The following is a 15223-nucleotide window of genomic DNA, read 5'->3' on the forward strand; positions in this document are numbered from 1 at the left end:
TTTGCGATCGCGGAGATCGCCCAGCCCTGCAGGTAAGCAACGTTTTTCGCTTCGCTACTGTGGGGCTAACCGCGTTAGCCCCGATTGTTGTTATTGGCAGTAGCGGTCGCGCCAGTTGAGGATCGCCTTTTCAAAACAGGCGAACGGCGGGTGGACTATTCCGGCGCCGATCATGCCGATCCCCGCATCTTTGTGCGCAATTGCGGTGTTAATCACCGGCAGAATGCCGGTGCTGCCCACGCGCGTAATATCGATAGCGGTCGGTACGCCCATAAAACCCAGCAGTGGAATGGTGACGTTGGGGTTTTCGCCGAGAGTGATTTCACGCATCTGGCGAGAGAAATCAACGGCCTCTTCGACCGTACCCCCCACCAGTGCCACGATGGCCGGCGCCGTCGCCATAGCGAAACCGCCAATGCCGTAGGTTTCGGTGATCGCGCTATCGCCAATATCACGTCCGGAATCTTCCGGCTTGTAGCCCGCAAACATCGGGCCAATCACCTGCTGCGCCGGACCGGTAAACCACTGACCCGGTAAGCCGCTGATGCGCAGACCGAACTCAACACCGTTTCGCGCCATCGTCGTCACCACAGTGCTGTATTCAATGCCGTGGGCGGCGTCCATTGCGGCTTTACACATCGCCATCCAGGTCGGCCCGGAGAAGTAATCGCTGCTGAGGACGAACTCGAACACCTCACGCTGCTGCTCAACGGGATAGCCGGTCTGAATAATCCACGGCGTCAGCGCCTGAATCAGCAGCGCCGTCCCGGCGTTATTGCGGTTATGACACTCATCGCCCATGTGCAGCGCCTGCGCCAGCATCAGGCGCAAGTCTATTTCTCCCGCCAGCTTCATGGCGTCGCGCAGCATCGGTCCCAGCACATCACGCATCCAGTTCAGACGATCAATAACGCTCTGATCGTTCGCGCCCATACGCAGGATCTTCGCCATCTGCTCGCTCATATTGGTATATGCGCGGTTGCCGTAGGTTTTGTTCTCAACGATGTGCATAAACATCGACGCTGACGTCACACCCGCCATCGAGCCAACGCAGTCATGCTCGTGACATGGTGAGAAGATAATTTCACCCGAGGCGGCCAGTTCGGCAGCTTCATCCAGATCTTTCGCCAGTCCTTCAAACACCAGCGCCCCGGTTACCGCGCCCTTCATTGCACCGCACATTTTTTCCCAGCGGATCGGCGGCCCGGCATGCAGGATGGTGTTGCGGGTCATCCCCGGCACGACATTGATTGCCTGGTCATAGCCAATCAGCACCGGATGCGACTGGATAATACGTTCCAGCGCCTGCTGGTTAGCGGCAGCGATTTTGTCTGCCAGCGGCGAATCGGCAATCTCGTCCAGTGCAGCAATCACCTGCATGTTGCCCTGACCCGGCGGCGTCCAGTCGAGCTGGGTCACGGGAACGTTCTGCTTTTTCAGGTCATCGCTGAACATCGCGATACCGACGTTAATCACGTTCAGCGGCTGGTTAAACAGTGTCTGGCTCATCAGGCTTCCTCCCCTTTACAGATAAATTCACGCGCCAGCAATCCGGTGTTGGTGCTACTGCTCGCCCAGATAACGCCCGCATCAGTCAGCATCTGACATTGTCTTTCCAGCGACGGCGTATCAAGATCGGTCCCCAGCACATAGCCGAGGATCTCAAGCGGACGACCGTCTGCGGCGGCGATCGCTTTGGCTTCAACGATCGCGTCGAGCATCACGCCAACCGGATCTTCATGCGATCCAAAACCAAGGACGAAGTCCATCACGATCACGCCGACTTCAGGATCGCGCGCTTCCTGCAACAGACGACTAATGCGGTTGGTGGGATCGATCATCGGGTGCGGTTTACCGTTGGTAAAATCGTCATCACCGAAATCGAGGAAGGTATGCGCCACGCTGCGGTTGAGATCTTGCAGGCGGAACGCCGGATCCGGATGAATGTTGCTGTAAACTTCGGCATGTTTTTCCATGGCAGCAAACATCGCCTCATCGCACAACGTGCCACCGCAGAACAAGCCACGGATGTACTTTTGTTGCGGGGTCAGACGGGCACGAACCTCTTCAATCAGCGGCCAGTTGAGCGGATGCAGATCCAGGCTCTCTTTTTTCACGCCGGTCAGCAGTACCGCTTTCAACGCCGCCTCTTTAGTACCGCGGGCAAACTGTAGGCCTTTTTCATCCGCAGGCGCGGCTTCACGTCCGAGGAAACACACCACCACGGGCTTATGACAGGCGCGCGCACGTTCCAGCACCTTGCGCGCCACCGCTGGCGCAGGAGGTTTAGAGATAAGCGCGATGATCTCAGTTTGCGGATCGGCCTCCAGCATGCCAATCGCGTCAAGCATCATCAGGCCGCCAATCTTCTCACTCAGATCGCGTCCACCAGTGCCAATCAGTTGAGAAATTCCGCCGCCAAACTCGTGAATGCGTACGCTCAGCTCCTGGCTACCGGTACCGGACGCACCAATAATTCCGATGTTGCCGCGACGCACTGCGTTGCCAAAACACAGCGCCGCGCCGTTAATGATGGCGGTTCCGCAGTCTGGCCCCATCATCAACAGTCCTTTTTCGTGCGCCAGTTGCTTAAGCGTCAGCTCGTCTTCAAGAGAGACGTTGTCAGAGAACAACATCACGTTGAGGTTATTTTGCAGCGCCTGACGCGCTTCACGCGCGGCAAACAGGCCATTGACCGAGATCACCGCCAGGTTGCTGTCGGGAACGTGCTTCTTCGCGCTGGCGAGCGTGGCATAGCGCGCTTCGTGCTGGCCACCCTGCTCTTTATGCGTAAACAGATCGTCAATCGCCACCAGCGTTTGCGCGTTTGCTTCGTCGCTCGCGCCTTTAATGACAATCATCAGATCGCCACTCTTCGCCTCTTCCAGCTCAGGCGTGAGCAGGCCGAGATTCTTCAGCACGCCCTTATTCATTTCTGTCGCCATAGCTACGAACGCCTGCTCAACACCATCGAGCTTATTTGCGCGCGTGGAGATAGACATCAGTGAGACAGAATCAAAATACGTGTTCTTTTTAACAACTATCCTGATCGACATAATTCCCTCCGGACCTGTGGCTCAGGGCGCAGGCATCCGCCATGCCATACAGCATGTCGCAGCCAGAACTTGAGCCAATATTTTTAATGTCAGTAATATATTGCGTAGAAACGGGTTGTTGCTCAGTAATAAATTGGTTCAGCAGCCGTCCAACGCTTTCCCGATAACGCTGATGAAAAGCTTCCTCTAACGTTATTTTGCTGAGTAGCGTCGTATTATTTCCGGCACATTGTAAAGCTGCTAAAAAATCTTCACGATATTTCCTCAACGGATGCCCGGGAATAAATAGAATAGTGCTTAGGCCCACTAAATAATCATCCGATGAGGGCGTCAGACCAATCCCCAAACCAATTAAATGACTGACCGCTGTAGAGATATTTTCTCCTGTACGCAACGCCGTCAGTAATGTTTGTCGGCGGTTGTGTAATTGACGGGTGATTTCCTGAAAAAACGGATTGTCACCCTGATACAGAAATAATGTGTCGTCGCTTCTTAGCTGTTGGCGGATAACCTCTTCCCAATGCTGCCAGCCGACTGTGGCAAGACTTGCTGCATCAGATGTCCACCGTGGTATTCGCCACAGCAGGCAACCGGCGGTTTCTATCCATTTATCATTGCCAACAACTATTCCCGACCCGCTAAAATTGACCAGCTCACCGGAGTGAAACAGGTCTTCACAATGCGTCAGCGCCAGCCGACAGCTGTTAGGTGCGTTATCACAATCTTCACTCAGTAACGTCAGCAGCCGCTGCTGTTCAGGTATCAACAGGTTTACCGCGTGGGAAAAAACCTGTTCAACCCGTCCCGTTCCCCGGAAAGTGAGAAACGCGCTGTCTGCGGTTAGCGCCCGTACGCATCGCCGTGATGGCGTAGCGATAATGGCGCTCCTGTGTCAGGCTCCGGCCGCAATCAGCAGCTCGGCAATTTCGTGGTACCCTTTCTCTCGCGCCAGTTCCAGCGGGGTTTTACCGTATTTATCCGTCATGTGCGGATTTGCGCCATGGTCGAGCAGCAGCTTAACGATCTCCTGCTGCTTCGCGCCACCGTCATTAAGTACGATGGCTTCCAGGAGCGGCGTCCAGCCAACAAAATTAGTATGGTTGACATTGATATCGGTACGCAGCAGCAGCTCACGCACGATCTCGACATGGCCTTTTTCGCTGGCTGGCGTAATACCGACCCCGCCAAAACGGCTCAGACAATTAAGGTCTGGGTTAGCCGGTAATACCGTACGCAACAGCGTTAAATCATTCGTCAGGCAGCTAATCAGGAAGGGGTTAAAACAAGTTTGATCTTGTTTATTAATATCGGCACCCTCAGCAATCAATAAAGAAACACAGTCATAATGTTTATTCAGGCTGGCAATAATAATGGCAGTACGCCCCTGGCGGTTAGTGGCATTAATATCCACATTTTTTGCCAGACAGGATTTTAATCCATCGGCATTGCCCTGTTCTGCCGCCAGCAGAAATTCAGTAATGAGTTCTTTCTCTGACATAATCGCTCTCCTGCAGTTTTTTAGACTTTTTAAATATCCGATAACCTGAGAATAGCAACAGAGTGCGGAGAATAACATCCGCTTAAATTTCATTCATCGTAAGCGCATCGATTATTGAATCAATTTTAACAATGAGAACAAAACGTGCTGTAGTGCAATCTTTCCCTTATGGCTGGGGCCCTTTTAGCCACTAATCAGTAGTCCGGTGAATCAGGCGGTATGCTGCACGGATAGCGGCCTGCAATTAAAATACAGAAGTGTGATTGCCTTCAAATCAAATGTAAAACTAGTGTTAAATTTTGTTCAAAACTGATTGCTCTGTATAAGGATTACAAATACATTCAACAATCATCGTGTTGCGGATGCGCATTGTCGCCGGAAGGGAGAAAGATGAATTCAATATTTACCGAGGAAAACCTGCTGGCGTTTACGATGGCAGCCCGTTACAGCAGCTTTAGCAAGGCGGCTGAAGAGCTTGGCTTAACCACATCGGCAATTAGTTACACCATTAAGCGCATGGAAATGGGTCTCGACGTGGTGCTGTTTACCCGCAGTACTCGCAGCATTGAACTGACCGAGTCCGGGCGCTACCTGTTTCGCAAGGCGACCGACCTGCTCAACGATTTCCACGCCATCAAGCGCAGTATTGATACCATCGCTCAGGGCATTGAAGCCCGGGTACGCATCTGCATTAACCAGCTGTTGTATACCCCTCAACATACAGCGCGGCTGCTGCAGGTACTCAAGAAACAGTTTCCAACCTGCCAGATAACCGTCACCACCGAGGTGTATAACGGCGTCTGGGATTCGATCATCAACAACCTGGCTAATATCGCCATTGGCGCGCCCGATACGTTACTGGATGGCGGCGGAATTGATTACACCGAGATCGGCGCGATCCGTTGGTCGTTTGCGATTGCCCCGGATCATCCCCTCGCCTTTATGCCGGAACCCATTTCTGAGAGCCAGTTACGCCTGTACCCAAACATCATGGTGGAAGACACCGCACACACCATCAACAAGAAGGTCGGCTGGCTGTTACACGGACAGGAGTCGATTCTGGTTCCCGATTTTAATACCAAGTGCCAGTGCCAGATCCTGGGTGAAGGCATCGGTTTTCTACCGGACTACATGGTGCGCGAGGCGATGGAAAAGTCGTTGCTGGTGACGCGGCAGATCCACAACCCGCGTCAGGATTCACGAATGCTGTTGGCCACCCAGCATTCGGCAACCGGTCGTGTAACTCAGTGGATTAAAAAAGAGTTTGGGCCACAAGGGATACTGACGGGGATTTATCAGGATCTGCTGCATCGGGAGTGATGAACCGGATGGCTGTTATACCTTCCGGTACACATAAGATGATCAGGCGCGGATATCGTCGTACTCGCGGGTTTTATCAAATTCATGTTTGGCAAACGGGCACAGCGGAATAACTTTGCGGTTTTCAGCGCGCATCTTCTCTACCACTTTCGCCACCAGCTGTTTGCCGACGCCCTGACCTTTCAGGCTGGGGTCGACATCGGTATGTTCAATGATGCTCAGATGCTCGCCCGTCGGCACAAATACTATCTCGGCAACCTGGTTGCCCTCAGCATCATTGACATAAAACTTGTTGTGGCCTGCAAGAATTTCCATGGTCCCCTCACTCATTTCTGGCGATATTTCAGCGCACCGCTCGGACAGGTATCGATGACCTTGATGACCGTCTCGACATCCACTTCATCCGGAATGATCCACGGTTTACGTTTCAGGTTAAACAGTTTCGCGCTTCCCCGCACGCAATTGCCCGAATGCTGACATATCGCCGTGTTGAAATAGACGTCAATCTTCTCGCCGGTATAGGCCCGGTAACCTGCATCCAGTAGTTCCTTATCCACGACATTGCCTCACATTTTTTTATTGTCTGGGTCTAATCATAGACCTATGCGAGGCTGAAGGAAGCTGCTGAAAGCAGAAATATCACTCGGGCCTGTTCTGCAACGACGGCTGCTGCTCTGGTGGCAAATACTCCAGCATCGCAGGCGTTGGCGGCGGGAGGCGGTTATCGGCAATATCCCTATCCACATCGATATGACTGATTTCGCCATTCTCATGATGGTGGACCGTCAGCACCCTCGCCTTGTTCAGTTCCGTAACCAGCTCCCGGGTAATACGCAAACTTTCTGCCAGCTCATGGTCTTCCAGCCCGGGTCTGCGACTGCGGCGTTCCACCCGAAAACGAAACTGGTTGTACTTAGCCCAGCCAATCAGCACCAGGCCGTTGACCAGGGCGACAAGGATATAAAACGTGACCGTATCCAGCGTGGTGAAAAAGGGTCGCACCCCCATATACGGTGAATGCGCCAGGGCCGTGATCAATCCTTTATAGATCAGGTATAAGAAACCAACCCAGGCGATGAGCGTCAACAACACATCGATAATGCGAGGCAGCAGACGCCGCTCCGTAAAGATCAGTGGCTGATTCACGATTCGATCCTCCCAATTCCACGGTCAGGACTCACCCAACGCGCTCTGCCGCGTTTGCGTTTGAGCATCACTTTCGGGAACGCGACCAGCGTGGTGAACAGGCTTAGCATCCAGTACACCACCGGGAACCAGATAATCCAGAACAACGAGGCGCCAATGCCTTTTTCATAACGTCGTTCAATCATCAGGCTCACCGCAAACTGCAGCAAGCACACCACGCCGAGGATAAGTCCGGTGAAGGCTGGCGGGAACAGATGCTGCACATACAGCGAGTCCGGCATCGGGATCATCAGCCCTAACAGGAACAGCACGATACTAATCGCATAGGCAAACGACCAGGCGGTAGAAAAACAAAACTCAAGAAACAGCGGCCACATGCGACGGAACTCCCACGACCACAGACGACGCATGTTAACGATAAACACCTCTGCACCACCCTGCGCCCAGCGCAAACGCTGCTTCCACAGCCCTTTTAACGTTTCTGGCATCAGGATCCAACACAGTGCGCGCGGCTCAAAGAATACCGACCAGTGGCGCAATTGCAGCTTCCAACTGATATCGATATCTTCAGTGATCATGTCCGGGCTCCAGTAACCGACCTCGGCCAGCGCGCGACGACGAAACGCCGCAACTACGCCTGAAACGGTAAAGATCTGCCCATAGACTCGCTGAGTACGCTTAATTAAACCGATAATGGAAGAGAACTCACCGACCTGCACACGACCGATTAACGTAGAGCGGGTTCGAATACGCGGGTTCCCCGTCACTGCGCCAACACGTGGGAACTGGATTAGCGGAGCCACAATATAGGCAACGGCATCACGATCCAGTAACGCATCGCCATCAATGCACACCAGGTAATCGCTGCGCGCCGCGGCCGCACCGGTCTTGAGCGCCAGCGCTTTGCCCTGGTTTTCAGCCAGATGAATCACCCGCAGGCTGGGGTATTCCACTGCCAGTTGTTCCAGCACGTCGTGAGTGTCATCCGTTGAACCATCGTTGATGGCAATCACTTCGATATTCTTATATCGCTGTGCCAGTGCGGCCTCAATGGTTTCACGCGCGTTGATCCCTTCGTTAAAACAGGGGATCAGAATGGAAACCAGTGGATTCCCCGGCAGGGTCGGTGGTGGCGTGTCATCTCCCCATTTCCAGTGACGTTCACGGTAAAACCAGAAATAGACTCCGCCGCTTATCCACAAAGCAGACATGAACAAAGGCCAGAAGAAGACGAAGTTCAACATCACTTCACCTGTAAAGATGACAGCCACGCCAAACGGCAGGCTGAACATCAGGCAAAGTATCAGGAAAGCAATAATGCGATCGGTCATTTTTGCGGATACCAGTATGAGGAGAACGTCGAGCGAATCTCTGACATCTCAGGTTTGTCGCTGATGAAATCATCCGGGTAATAGCCGTAGTTACCTGCACCGCTTAATTTCAGCTGGCGCATCCATTCGGCTATTTGTTTTCCGCTGATTTCAGCCTGATCCCCGGATTTACGCCAGTCTCGTGCCTGCAGTTCAAACACGGTTTTATCCAGCGCTCCAGGGTTTTGTGCAACGGCATTCACCAGTCGGTCAAGCCATGCGTTGGCATCATTGGCCGGGATCTGTTCCATGAATGGCATCGCCATCGGCGCCGTCCAGTCATAGGTATTGAGGAAATCATTCAGGTTTTGTGCAAACCAGGCTTCACTTTCAGGCTCCAGTACCGGCATGGCGTAAATATTGCGCGCAGTTTGCACCTGTGGACCGCGAATATTACGCACAGACTGAGTCAGCTGTTTGGTGAAGTCGATCAGCTTCTTACTTTTCAAGCGCGTCCAGCGCTCAAAGGTCTGAGGGTTGCTACGGATTTGCTCAATACTTCCCGGAAGCCCTGCGGCGCGGTAAGCGGCTAACGCCTCCGGTGACGCATCTTCAAAGTCCGTCAGGAAAGCATCGTCATGAAACAAAATACCTTTGAAACTGGCATGTTTCGCCAGGTCTTCATAGATTTCAGTGATGCGCTGACGCGCTTCGCTGCTCCAGGGTGAAAGGCGGACATAGTTCTCGTGATTGATAGCAGTACGTCCCGTTTTCGGATCCCATGCGGTTACGCGTGGAATAGACGCGTCGAGATCGAAAGCCAGAACCGGCATCCAGGCATATACCGTCACCCCTGCCCGCGTTTGTAATTGCCAGGAGATATAGTTAAAGAGATCGGCACGCATCGGCAGCCAGCGGTTGGGGAAATAGACCTCACGAATATTCCCGTCACCTTTAGGGTCGGCATACGCCTGCAGGAAGACATGAGAAATACGCATGTCATAAACGCGCTGGATCAGCTTATCGATATTTCGCTTCTGCTGAGCAGGGTCCTTGTCATACACGTAATCCAGATCGACATGCATCACGCGCATCGTCTGTGGCTCACGGACCTGAGCGACCTGACTGGCAAAGCGCTTAAGGGATGGGTTATCAGAGATCAGCACGCGCGGAATATCATCGAGAAACGCGGCATTCGCCAACCCTTCATTAAGCGTAAAGGCCATCTTATAGCCATGCTCTTTGGCCAGGTTTAACGTCGTGCCGTTGGCTGCGCCGTACGGCCATACCCACGCGCGCGGCGATTTCCCGGTCACCGATTTTATCTTGTTAGTGATCAGAGAAATATCCGTGTTTATACGTCGCGTGTACTGTTCGTCCGTTTCGTAAGTGCCAGTTTTCTTATCATACAGGCGGTTCGCTACAGCTGGCTCTTTACTCCCCTGCGGATTGGCCTCAGCGCCAAAGTGCGAGTTCCAGGTGTGCGCACCGACTTCCACCAACGGCGATTTCCCCATTTCTTCGACCATTTTCCAGGTGGCGAATTTATCTCGCGCTGTCATTAAGCCGCCAAAATCGACTTTTTTGTTGGCTGGTGCATCAACCCAACTGCCTACTGGCGCCCAGAGCGCAGGCCAGTTGTAGGCTTTCAGCAATGGCCAGACGCGGGTATAAAAACTGCTATACCCGTCATCAAAGGTGAGTAATACCGCTTTTTCCGGTAGTACAATTTTACCGTCATGGGCATCCAGAATTTGCTGCACGCTGATCGGCTGATAGCCATTATCACGCAGCCAGGCCATTTGGTCGCTCAACGCGCTGGTACGCACAGAGAGGTAACGCTGGTCGGCAGCACCATCTTCAACATCGTGATAACCCAGTACCAGGAAACTATTTTTCGGCCACTGATGATCCGCCGTCAGCGGTGTTCTCTCCCCAGGAGGAACATAGCGAGGCGTTGTATTGTGCGCGCTGCTGCACGCGGTAATCATCAACCAGCCAGCGATTAATGCGCTAAGCCACAGGCATCTTTTCAGCATGAACAATCCTTAAAACCTGACATTTAAATCGAAAGCGAGGGAGATATTCCGCTCACGTTTACCGTCATAGGGGCGTTTATCCCAAATCAGCATCACCCCGCCATCTACGACGTTGTTCCATTTAAGCCGTTGTCCGTATCCTACCTGGACGATAGCGCCTGCATCTTCACCTTGCTGCCAGTAGCCACCTACGCCTGCCAGACCTTGCTGCGTCCAGACGGTATCATAGTGGCGGTAAAGAACCTGCTCTGCGCTCAGGCCAGGGACAACCGAAAAATCACTCTTCGGGTTGTAATACGGCACATTCTCTTTGGTGTTGGTGCTCCCGCCAATGCCCGGCGTAAAGTCCAGCGTGAAGCGAGGCGTGGTCCAGATGCGCTCTTTTCCGCTGAGTCCGTATTCGATGCGATCGTTACCGTCTGAGAAATGTGATGCAGCAAACGACAGTTGATATTCACGTCGTTCGTTTTGATACCAGCGAACGAACATATCGCCGCCGTTGGCATACACACCGCTACGCAGCGCGCGCAATGGCGTATTACGCGACAAGCGCTCGGCCGAACCGCCTACGCGCCAGTTGTCATTAAAGTCATGCCAGCCGGATAGACGCCCACCAATCTTCTGACCATCGCCATAATTTCGGCCAGACACTTCCATTTCCGCCCAGTAATCACGGGAAGTCCATTCTGCACCCGCCGCCAGATCGCGGCTGATGCCCTTCCCTTCCTCAAATTCACCGGTAGCGAAGTTGAATCCAGTAAACAGTCGCCAGTTGTCATTAATCGGCGGACTGTAAATAGCCGTGTTGATGTTGAAGTCATTCTTACCGCTGACCGGGCTATCGGACGAGATCCCCTGCGTGCCGCTAATGCGCACTTCCGACATTTTGTGGACATCACGAATACGCGCGAGGCGCAGCGTCGCTTCATCATCCGGGCTACGGGCAATAACGTCATCCGTCAGTTCATCGACCTGCTTCCATTCCTGGAGATCCAGCGCAACGTAAGCCTGCTGACGCTCCAGCTCCAGGTTGCTTGGCTCAATCACTTCCGCCAGCTTAAGCTCTTTCTCCGCCGCATGCGGCAATCCACGCGCTTCAAGCACAGAGGCATAGGAAATGCGCAGTCCCTGGTTACCGGAGCCTGTTCGTGCCAGATGCTCTGCGAGCTTTTCTGCCTCTGGCAGTTCATTTGCAGCGATATGATATTGCGTCAGCAGCGACTGTCCGAGCAGCCAGTTATCGTTAGGCTGCGGTGTTGGCGAGCCATAGATACGCCGCAGATAAGGACTCTCTTTGATCAAATCATCGACTTGTTTTTTGGCAGCATCGAAGTTTTCATTATCAATGTGTGCATAGAACAGATCTTGTTGATCCTCTGGACTGAGCGGCGTCACCGGAATAGGCCCATTCGGGTAGTAGATGCTCGCCAACATCGCTTCGGTTTTTTCCGGCTGACGCTCGCTTAACCATGCTGATGCCACCCAACGTTTTGCGTAGTTTGGTACTTCGCCGCTTGCGGAAAGGGACTCATATTCCTCGATCACTTCGGCAGTACGTTTACGCACCAATAGGGCACCCATACGGTCTATTCTCGCCCGGCGGACATCATTCTGCGCAGACGGCTCATCTTTCCAGGCCGCCAACAACTGGTCATAACGGGCCAGCGCTTTATCTGCTACGATAAAACGTTCTTCTTCATTACGTGCGGACGTATAAGAGGATCGGACCATTTCAGCCGCCGCATCAAGCTCAAGGCGACGCTTCACCGGATCTGCCGTGGGTACGACTTCCGCCATATTTAAGGCTGGTCCGGAAACACGGTTCGCTGACAGCGCAGACAGCAGCGTGGATTTTGCATTTTTGTTGCCAGGATCGACGTCATCCGCCAGGCTGGCAACCAACAGCGCGTCCCAGTTTTTCCCCTGAGAGTGATAGACATAGGCAAGTAGCGCATCGGAATCAGCCCCCGGATGCGCCTGAGCCCATTTATTCGCTTCGGTAAGGGCTTGCTGATTGTAGCGCGCATCTGCCAGCGTCATTATCCAGCCGGTGCGTACATCCACGTTATCAGGTTCTTCCTGTAAAACGCGTTCCCACACCGCCAATGAATCATTCCAGTTTTTCTGGTTACGATACGCACGCGCTGCGGCGACTTTTCCCCGTGCAGGTACATCCATCTGCCCACGATACCGCTGCCAGATTTCAATTGTTGTTTTATCGTTGTTCTCAACCCAACTGGAAACTTGCAGCCAGTCGGCAACCTGGTTTGGCGTTAGCGCACTTTTCTTTCCCTGATCCTCAAGGTAGCGCAATAGCGGCGCACTATTCCCCCCCCGCGCTTCAATAACCAAAGCATCATAATCAGATACCGCAGCAGAGATTTGCATAGGGAAAAGAATGCTGGCCGTAAATAAACAGCTTACGGACTTAAAACGTTTAATGAAGTTGGCATGTCGACGCATACTGAACATATCTGCCCTTATATCTTACATCAGAGTAAAAATAAGCGTTTTCAATAAGTTAAGGTCAATCCCTGACGATTGCCGACCATGTAAGATGCACTGCCGCTTATTTCGTAATAGGGTTATAAAGCAATTAATTCTTTCGTCTTATTGACTACCCGCACCGCGTCCTCTAATCGTTGAGCAGGAGGCATAAACTCGGGAATTTTATCACTCCATGTAGTTCATGGCTACGTAATAAGAAAAGTCTTAGTCAAAAAAGTATTTTAGACTAAATAATCCTAATACTCTTGGGATTGAATTCTGGATTTAAACAAAGTTTGCCCGGTGACATAATGTGACGATGCTTACTATTGCTGGTTAGCATAGCTACACCGCGCAACTGTTTGCATGGTAACTATTTTGAGAGATGAATAGAGAAAAATCTGATAATAGGCTCTCTGCTAACAACAAAATATAACTTAATTTTTAGGGCTCAAACAGGGCCAATGAAATGAAAATAAGAGTACAGGCGCAAGAAGAATTAGATACAGAAACAACACATTGAAATCAAATAACTTTCTTCATCATTTTTCGAAACCTACCATAAGTGGTATTTGGATACACGCTCGAAGACGTGCACAAGTAATTGTGTATTACTCTACGCGTTAATGTATTTACCAACCTTGCGTATTATTGACAACATCAACCACAATCAATTATTTCCCCTTACAATATGAAAGCCTATTAGCATTGCAAGCAACTGATCGAAGCATAATTTTTTGCACTTACCTTCCCCTTAGTCTTTCAGGTAATCTGGGCAAAGACGCCAATGGGAGCCGGTCAATGAAAATCGTTAACGCAGAAGAAAAGCACATCCCCGCCATACGCGATATTTATGCACATCATGTTCTTCACGGTACCGGCAGTTTTGAAACCGACCCTCCGGATGCTCACCAGATGTTTGCTCGTCTGGAAAAAATCCGCAGCCTCGGGCTGCCGTGGGTCGTCGCGCTACAGGAAGATAAGGTCATCGGGTATTGCTACCTCACCCGCTATCGCGAGCGTTATGCCTACCGCTATACCCTTGAGGATTCGATTTATATTGCCCCAACTGCTCAGCGTCAGGGTGTAGGAAAAGCTTTACTGCGTCATGTGATCGGCTGGGCTGAAGCACAGGGCTATCGGCAACTGATTGCCATCGTCGGCGACAGCAATAATCAGGGATCGTTAAAAGTCCATCAGCAGGCCGGATTTACGGAAATCGGCACACTGAAAAACATTGGCTTCAAACATGGACTATGGCTCGACACGGTATTGCTACAACGTAATCTGGGTGAAGGTAACAGCACACTACCACCGGATTTCGGTGTCGCTATTTAACATTTATAAAGAATAACTACAGGAGAGAGTTTTGGAGCGGGCGAAGGGAATCGAACCCTCGTATAGAGCTTGGGAAGCTCTCGTTCTACCATTGAACTACGCCCGCATTGAAGTGCGTAAGGGATTATAAACCTTACGCTCTTCTTGGCAAGGGACTAACAGACTGACTGGCGATTAATTCACCGTCAGCATTTTGGCTTACTCCCCTGCGGCGGTAAATAACGCAGCGGATCGATAGCCGTTGCCCGGTAGCGGATTTGGAAATGCAGGCGCACCGTCGTCGCATCCGAGCTGCCCATCGTCGCTATCTTCTGCCCGGCCTTCACGTTTTGACCGTTGTTCACCAGCATGGTGTCATTATGCGCATACGCAGTGATGTAGTCCTCACTGTGCTTAATCATGATGAGATTACCGTAGCCCCGCAGCTGATTACCGACATAAACCACCTTCCCTGCTCCGGCCGCATAAATCGGCGTACCGCGCGCAGCTGAGATATCAATGCCCTTATTGCCGCCGTCCGCCGTAGAATAAGGCAGGATCACCTTACCGCTGGCAGGCCACTGCCAGCAACGTTGCCCTACTGGTGGCCAGGACGACTGCGGCACAGAAGAAGATGGTCTGACCGCCGCCGTTTTGGTTGAGGATTTCTTGGTTGTTTTGCCAGCTCCAGAACTGGTTTTCGCGCCGCCGCTGACCTTCAGCTTTTGCCCCACTTCAATGGTATAGGGCGGTGAAATATTATTCAGGCGAGCGATCTCTTTCACGCTGGTACCGGTGGCGCGCGAAATACGGTATAGCGTATCTCCCCGCTTCACGGTATACACGGAGCCGGAATAACTTCCTGTATCAGACGACTTGCTCCCGGAACAGCCCGCTAACAGCAGACCGACACACAGCAGCATCACGATACCCAGGCCATTTTTCTTCAGGCGTCCTGCACTCAAAACAATACCTCGCAACATTTTCAGACGCTTTATCATAGCAGCCAGAAACCGGATGCCAAATCATATCGCGCAACGAACCGGCGGC

General features: G+C 52.2%; 13 protein-coding genes and 1 tRNA gene. 2 read left to right on the forward strand and 12 right to left on the reverse strand.

What is annotated here, in order from left to right:
- Nucleotides 1-90: 90 nt before the first annotated feature.
- The 4 genes from WC1_RS05380 to WC1_RS05365 all read right to left on the reverse strand — a co-directional run bounded on the left by WC1_RS05380 (nt 91) and on the right by WC1_RS05365 (nt 4554).
- A complete protein-coding gene (locus tag WC1_RS05380) occupies nt 91-1509 on the reverse strand; it encodes a YlbE family protein (RefSeq protein WP_016150936.1) in 1419 nt (472 codons plus the stop codon).
- Nucleotides 1509-3056, reverse strand: a complete 1548-nt coding sequence (gene fdrA / locus WC1_RS05375) for an acyl-CoA synthetase FdrA (RefSeq protein WP_016150937.1) — start codon at nt 3054-3056, stop codon at nt 1509-1511. The genes WC1_RS05380 and fdrA overlap by 1 nt, the downstream gene beginning before the upstream one ends.
- Complete coding sequence (locus tag WC1_RS05370) at nt 3034-3822, reverse strand: oxamate carbamoyltransferase subunit AllH family protein (protein ID WP_016150938.1); 789 nt, start codon at nt 3820-3822, stop codon at nt 3034-3036. The genes fdrA and WC1_RS05370 overlap by 23 nt, the downstream gene beginning before the upstream one ends.
- 126 nt (nt 3823-3948) lie before the next feature.
- On the reverse strand, nt 3949-4554 hold the full coding sequence (locus WC1_RS05365) for an ankyrin repeat domain-containing protein (protein ID WP_003033877.1): 606 nt from the start codon (nt 4552-4554) through the stop codon (nt 3949-3951).
- A 390-nt stretch (nt 4555-4944) separates the two neighbouring features.
- Between WC1_RS05365 and WC1_RS05360 the strand changes: the two genes are divergently transcribed.
- Complete coding sequence (locus WC1_RS05360; RefSeq protein ID WP_003033874.1) at nt 4945-5874, forward strand: LysR substrate-binding domain-containing protein; 930 nt, start codon at nt 4945-4947, stop codon at nt 5872-5874.
- Between the two features lie 42 nt (nt 5875-5916).
- Here the strand turns inward: WC1_RS05360 and WC1_RS05355 are convergent, their stop codons facing one another.
- The 6 genes from WC1_RS05355 to pgaA form a co-directional block, all read right to left on the reverse strand.
- Entirely contained in the window at nt 5917-6189 is a 273-nt protein-coding gene (locus WC1_RS05355; RefSeq protein WP_003033869.1) for a GNAT family N-acetyltransferase, read from the reverse strand.
- A gap of 11 nt (nt 6190-6200) precedes the next feature.
- Nucleotides 6201-6431, reverse strand: coding sequence for a 4Fe-4S mono-cluster protein YjdI (yjdI, locus tag WC1_RS05350; RefSeq protein WP_003033864.1), 231 nt, complete (start codon nt 6429-6431; stop codon nt 6201-6203).
- A gap of 82 nt (nt 6432-6513) precedes the next feature.
- The gene (gene pgaD, locus WC1_RS05345; protein ID WP_003033860.1) at nt 6514-7020 is read right to left on the reverse strand and encodes a poly-beta-1,6-N-acetyl-D-glucosamine biosynthesis protein PgaD; all 507 of its coding nucleotides are present in this window, start codon (nt 7018-7020) and stop codon (nt 6514-6516) included.
- A complete protein-coding gene (pgaC, locus tag WC1_RS05340; protein WP_003033859.1) occupies nt 7017-8351 on the reverse strand; it encodes a poly-beta-1,6-N-acetyl-D-glucosamine synthase in 1335 nt (444 codons plus the stop codon). Before pgaC ends, pgaD begins: the two co-directional genes overlap by 4 nt.
- The gene (gene pgaB / locus WC1_RS05335; RefSeq protein WP_016150939.1) at nt 8348-10369 is read right to left on the reverse strand and encodes a poly-beta-1,6-N-acetyl-D-glucosamine N-deacetylase PgaB; all 2022 of its coding nucleotides are present in this window, start codon (nt 10367-10369) and stop codon (nt 8348-8350) included. The genes pgaC and pgaB overlap by 4 nt, the downstream gene beginning before the upstream one ends.
- Nucleotides 10370-10378: 9 nt before the next feature.
- Nucleotides 10379-12841 carry a poly-beta-1,6 N-acetyl-D-glucosamine export porin PgaA gene (pgaA, locus tag WC1_RS05330; RefSeq protein ID WP_016150940.1) on the reverse strand — a complete coding sequence of 821 codons (2463 nt, stop codon included), beginning with the start codon at nt 12839-12841 and terminating at the stop codon, nt 10379-10381.
- Between the two features lie 816 nt (nt 12842-13657).
- On the opposite strand from pgaA, the gene WC1_RS05325 reads away from it, so the two are divergent.
- A complete protein-coding gene (locus tag WC1_RS05325) occupies nt 13658-14194 on the forward strand; it encodes a GNAT family N-acetyltransferase (protein ID WP_003033852.1) in 537 nt (178 codons plus the stop codon).
- A 32-nt stretch (nt 14195-14226) separates the two neighbouring features.
- Here WC1_RS05325 and WC1_RS05320 read toward each other — a convergent pair.
- Together WC1_RS05320 and actS are read right to left on the reverse strand one after the other, a co-directional pair.
- Nucleotides 14227-14300: transfer RNA gene (locus tag WC1_RS05320), tRNA-Gly, on the reverse strand.
- A 79-nt stretch (nt 14301-14379) separates the two neighbouring features.
- Complete coding sequence (actS, locus tag WC1_RS05315; protein ID WP_016150941.1) at nt 14380-15138, reverse strand: amidase activator ActS; 759 nt, start codon at nt 15136-15138, stop codon at nt 14380-14382.
- Between the last annotated feature and the right edge of the window lie 85 nt (nt 15139-15223).

It is taken from the genome of Citrobacter sp. KTE30 (assembly GCF_000398825.1).
GTDB classification, from domain to species: Bacteria; Pseudomonadota; Gammaproteobacteria; order Enterobacterales; family Enterobacteriaceae; genus Citrobacter; species Citrobacter freundii.

Bases quoted from the DNA above. Each gene is read 5' to 3' on its own strand.
- WC1_RS05325 (WP_003033852.1), top strand. From the start codon at position 13,658: ATGAAAATCGTTAACGCAGAAGAAAAGCACATCCCCGCCATACGCGAT.
- pgaB (WP_016150939.1), bottom strand. From the start codon at position 10,369: ATGCTGAAAAGATGCCTGTGGCTTAGCGCATTAATCGCTGGCTGGTTG.
- WC1_RS05380 (WP_016150936.1), bottom strand. From the start codon at position 1,509: ATGAGCCAGACACTGTTTAACCAGCCGCTGAACGTGATTAACGTCGGT.
- pgaA (WP_016150940.1), bottom strand. From the start codon at position 12,841: ATGTTCAGTATGCGTCGACATGCCAACTTCATTAAACGTTTTAAGTCC.
- fdrA (WP_016150937.1), bottom strand. From the start codon at position 3,056: ATGTCGATCAGGATAGTTGTTAAAAAGAACACGTATTTTGATTCTGTC.
- WC1_RS05360 (WP_003033874.1), top strand. From the start codon at position 4,945: ATGAATTCAATATTTACCGAGGAAAACCTGCTGGCGTTTACGATGGCA.
- WC1_RS05355 (WP_003033869.1), bottom strand. From the start codon at position 6,189: ATGGAAATTCTTGCAGGCCACAACAAGTTTTATGTCAATGATGCTGAG.
- pgaC (WP_003033859.1), bottom strand. From the start codon at position 8,351: ATGACCGATCGCATTATTGCTTTCCTGATACTTTGCCTGATGTTCAGC.
- WC1_RS05365 (WP_003033877.1), bottom strand. From the start codon at position 4,554: ATGTCAGAGAAAGAACTCATTACTGAATTTCTGCTGGCGGCAGAACAG.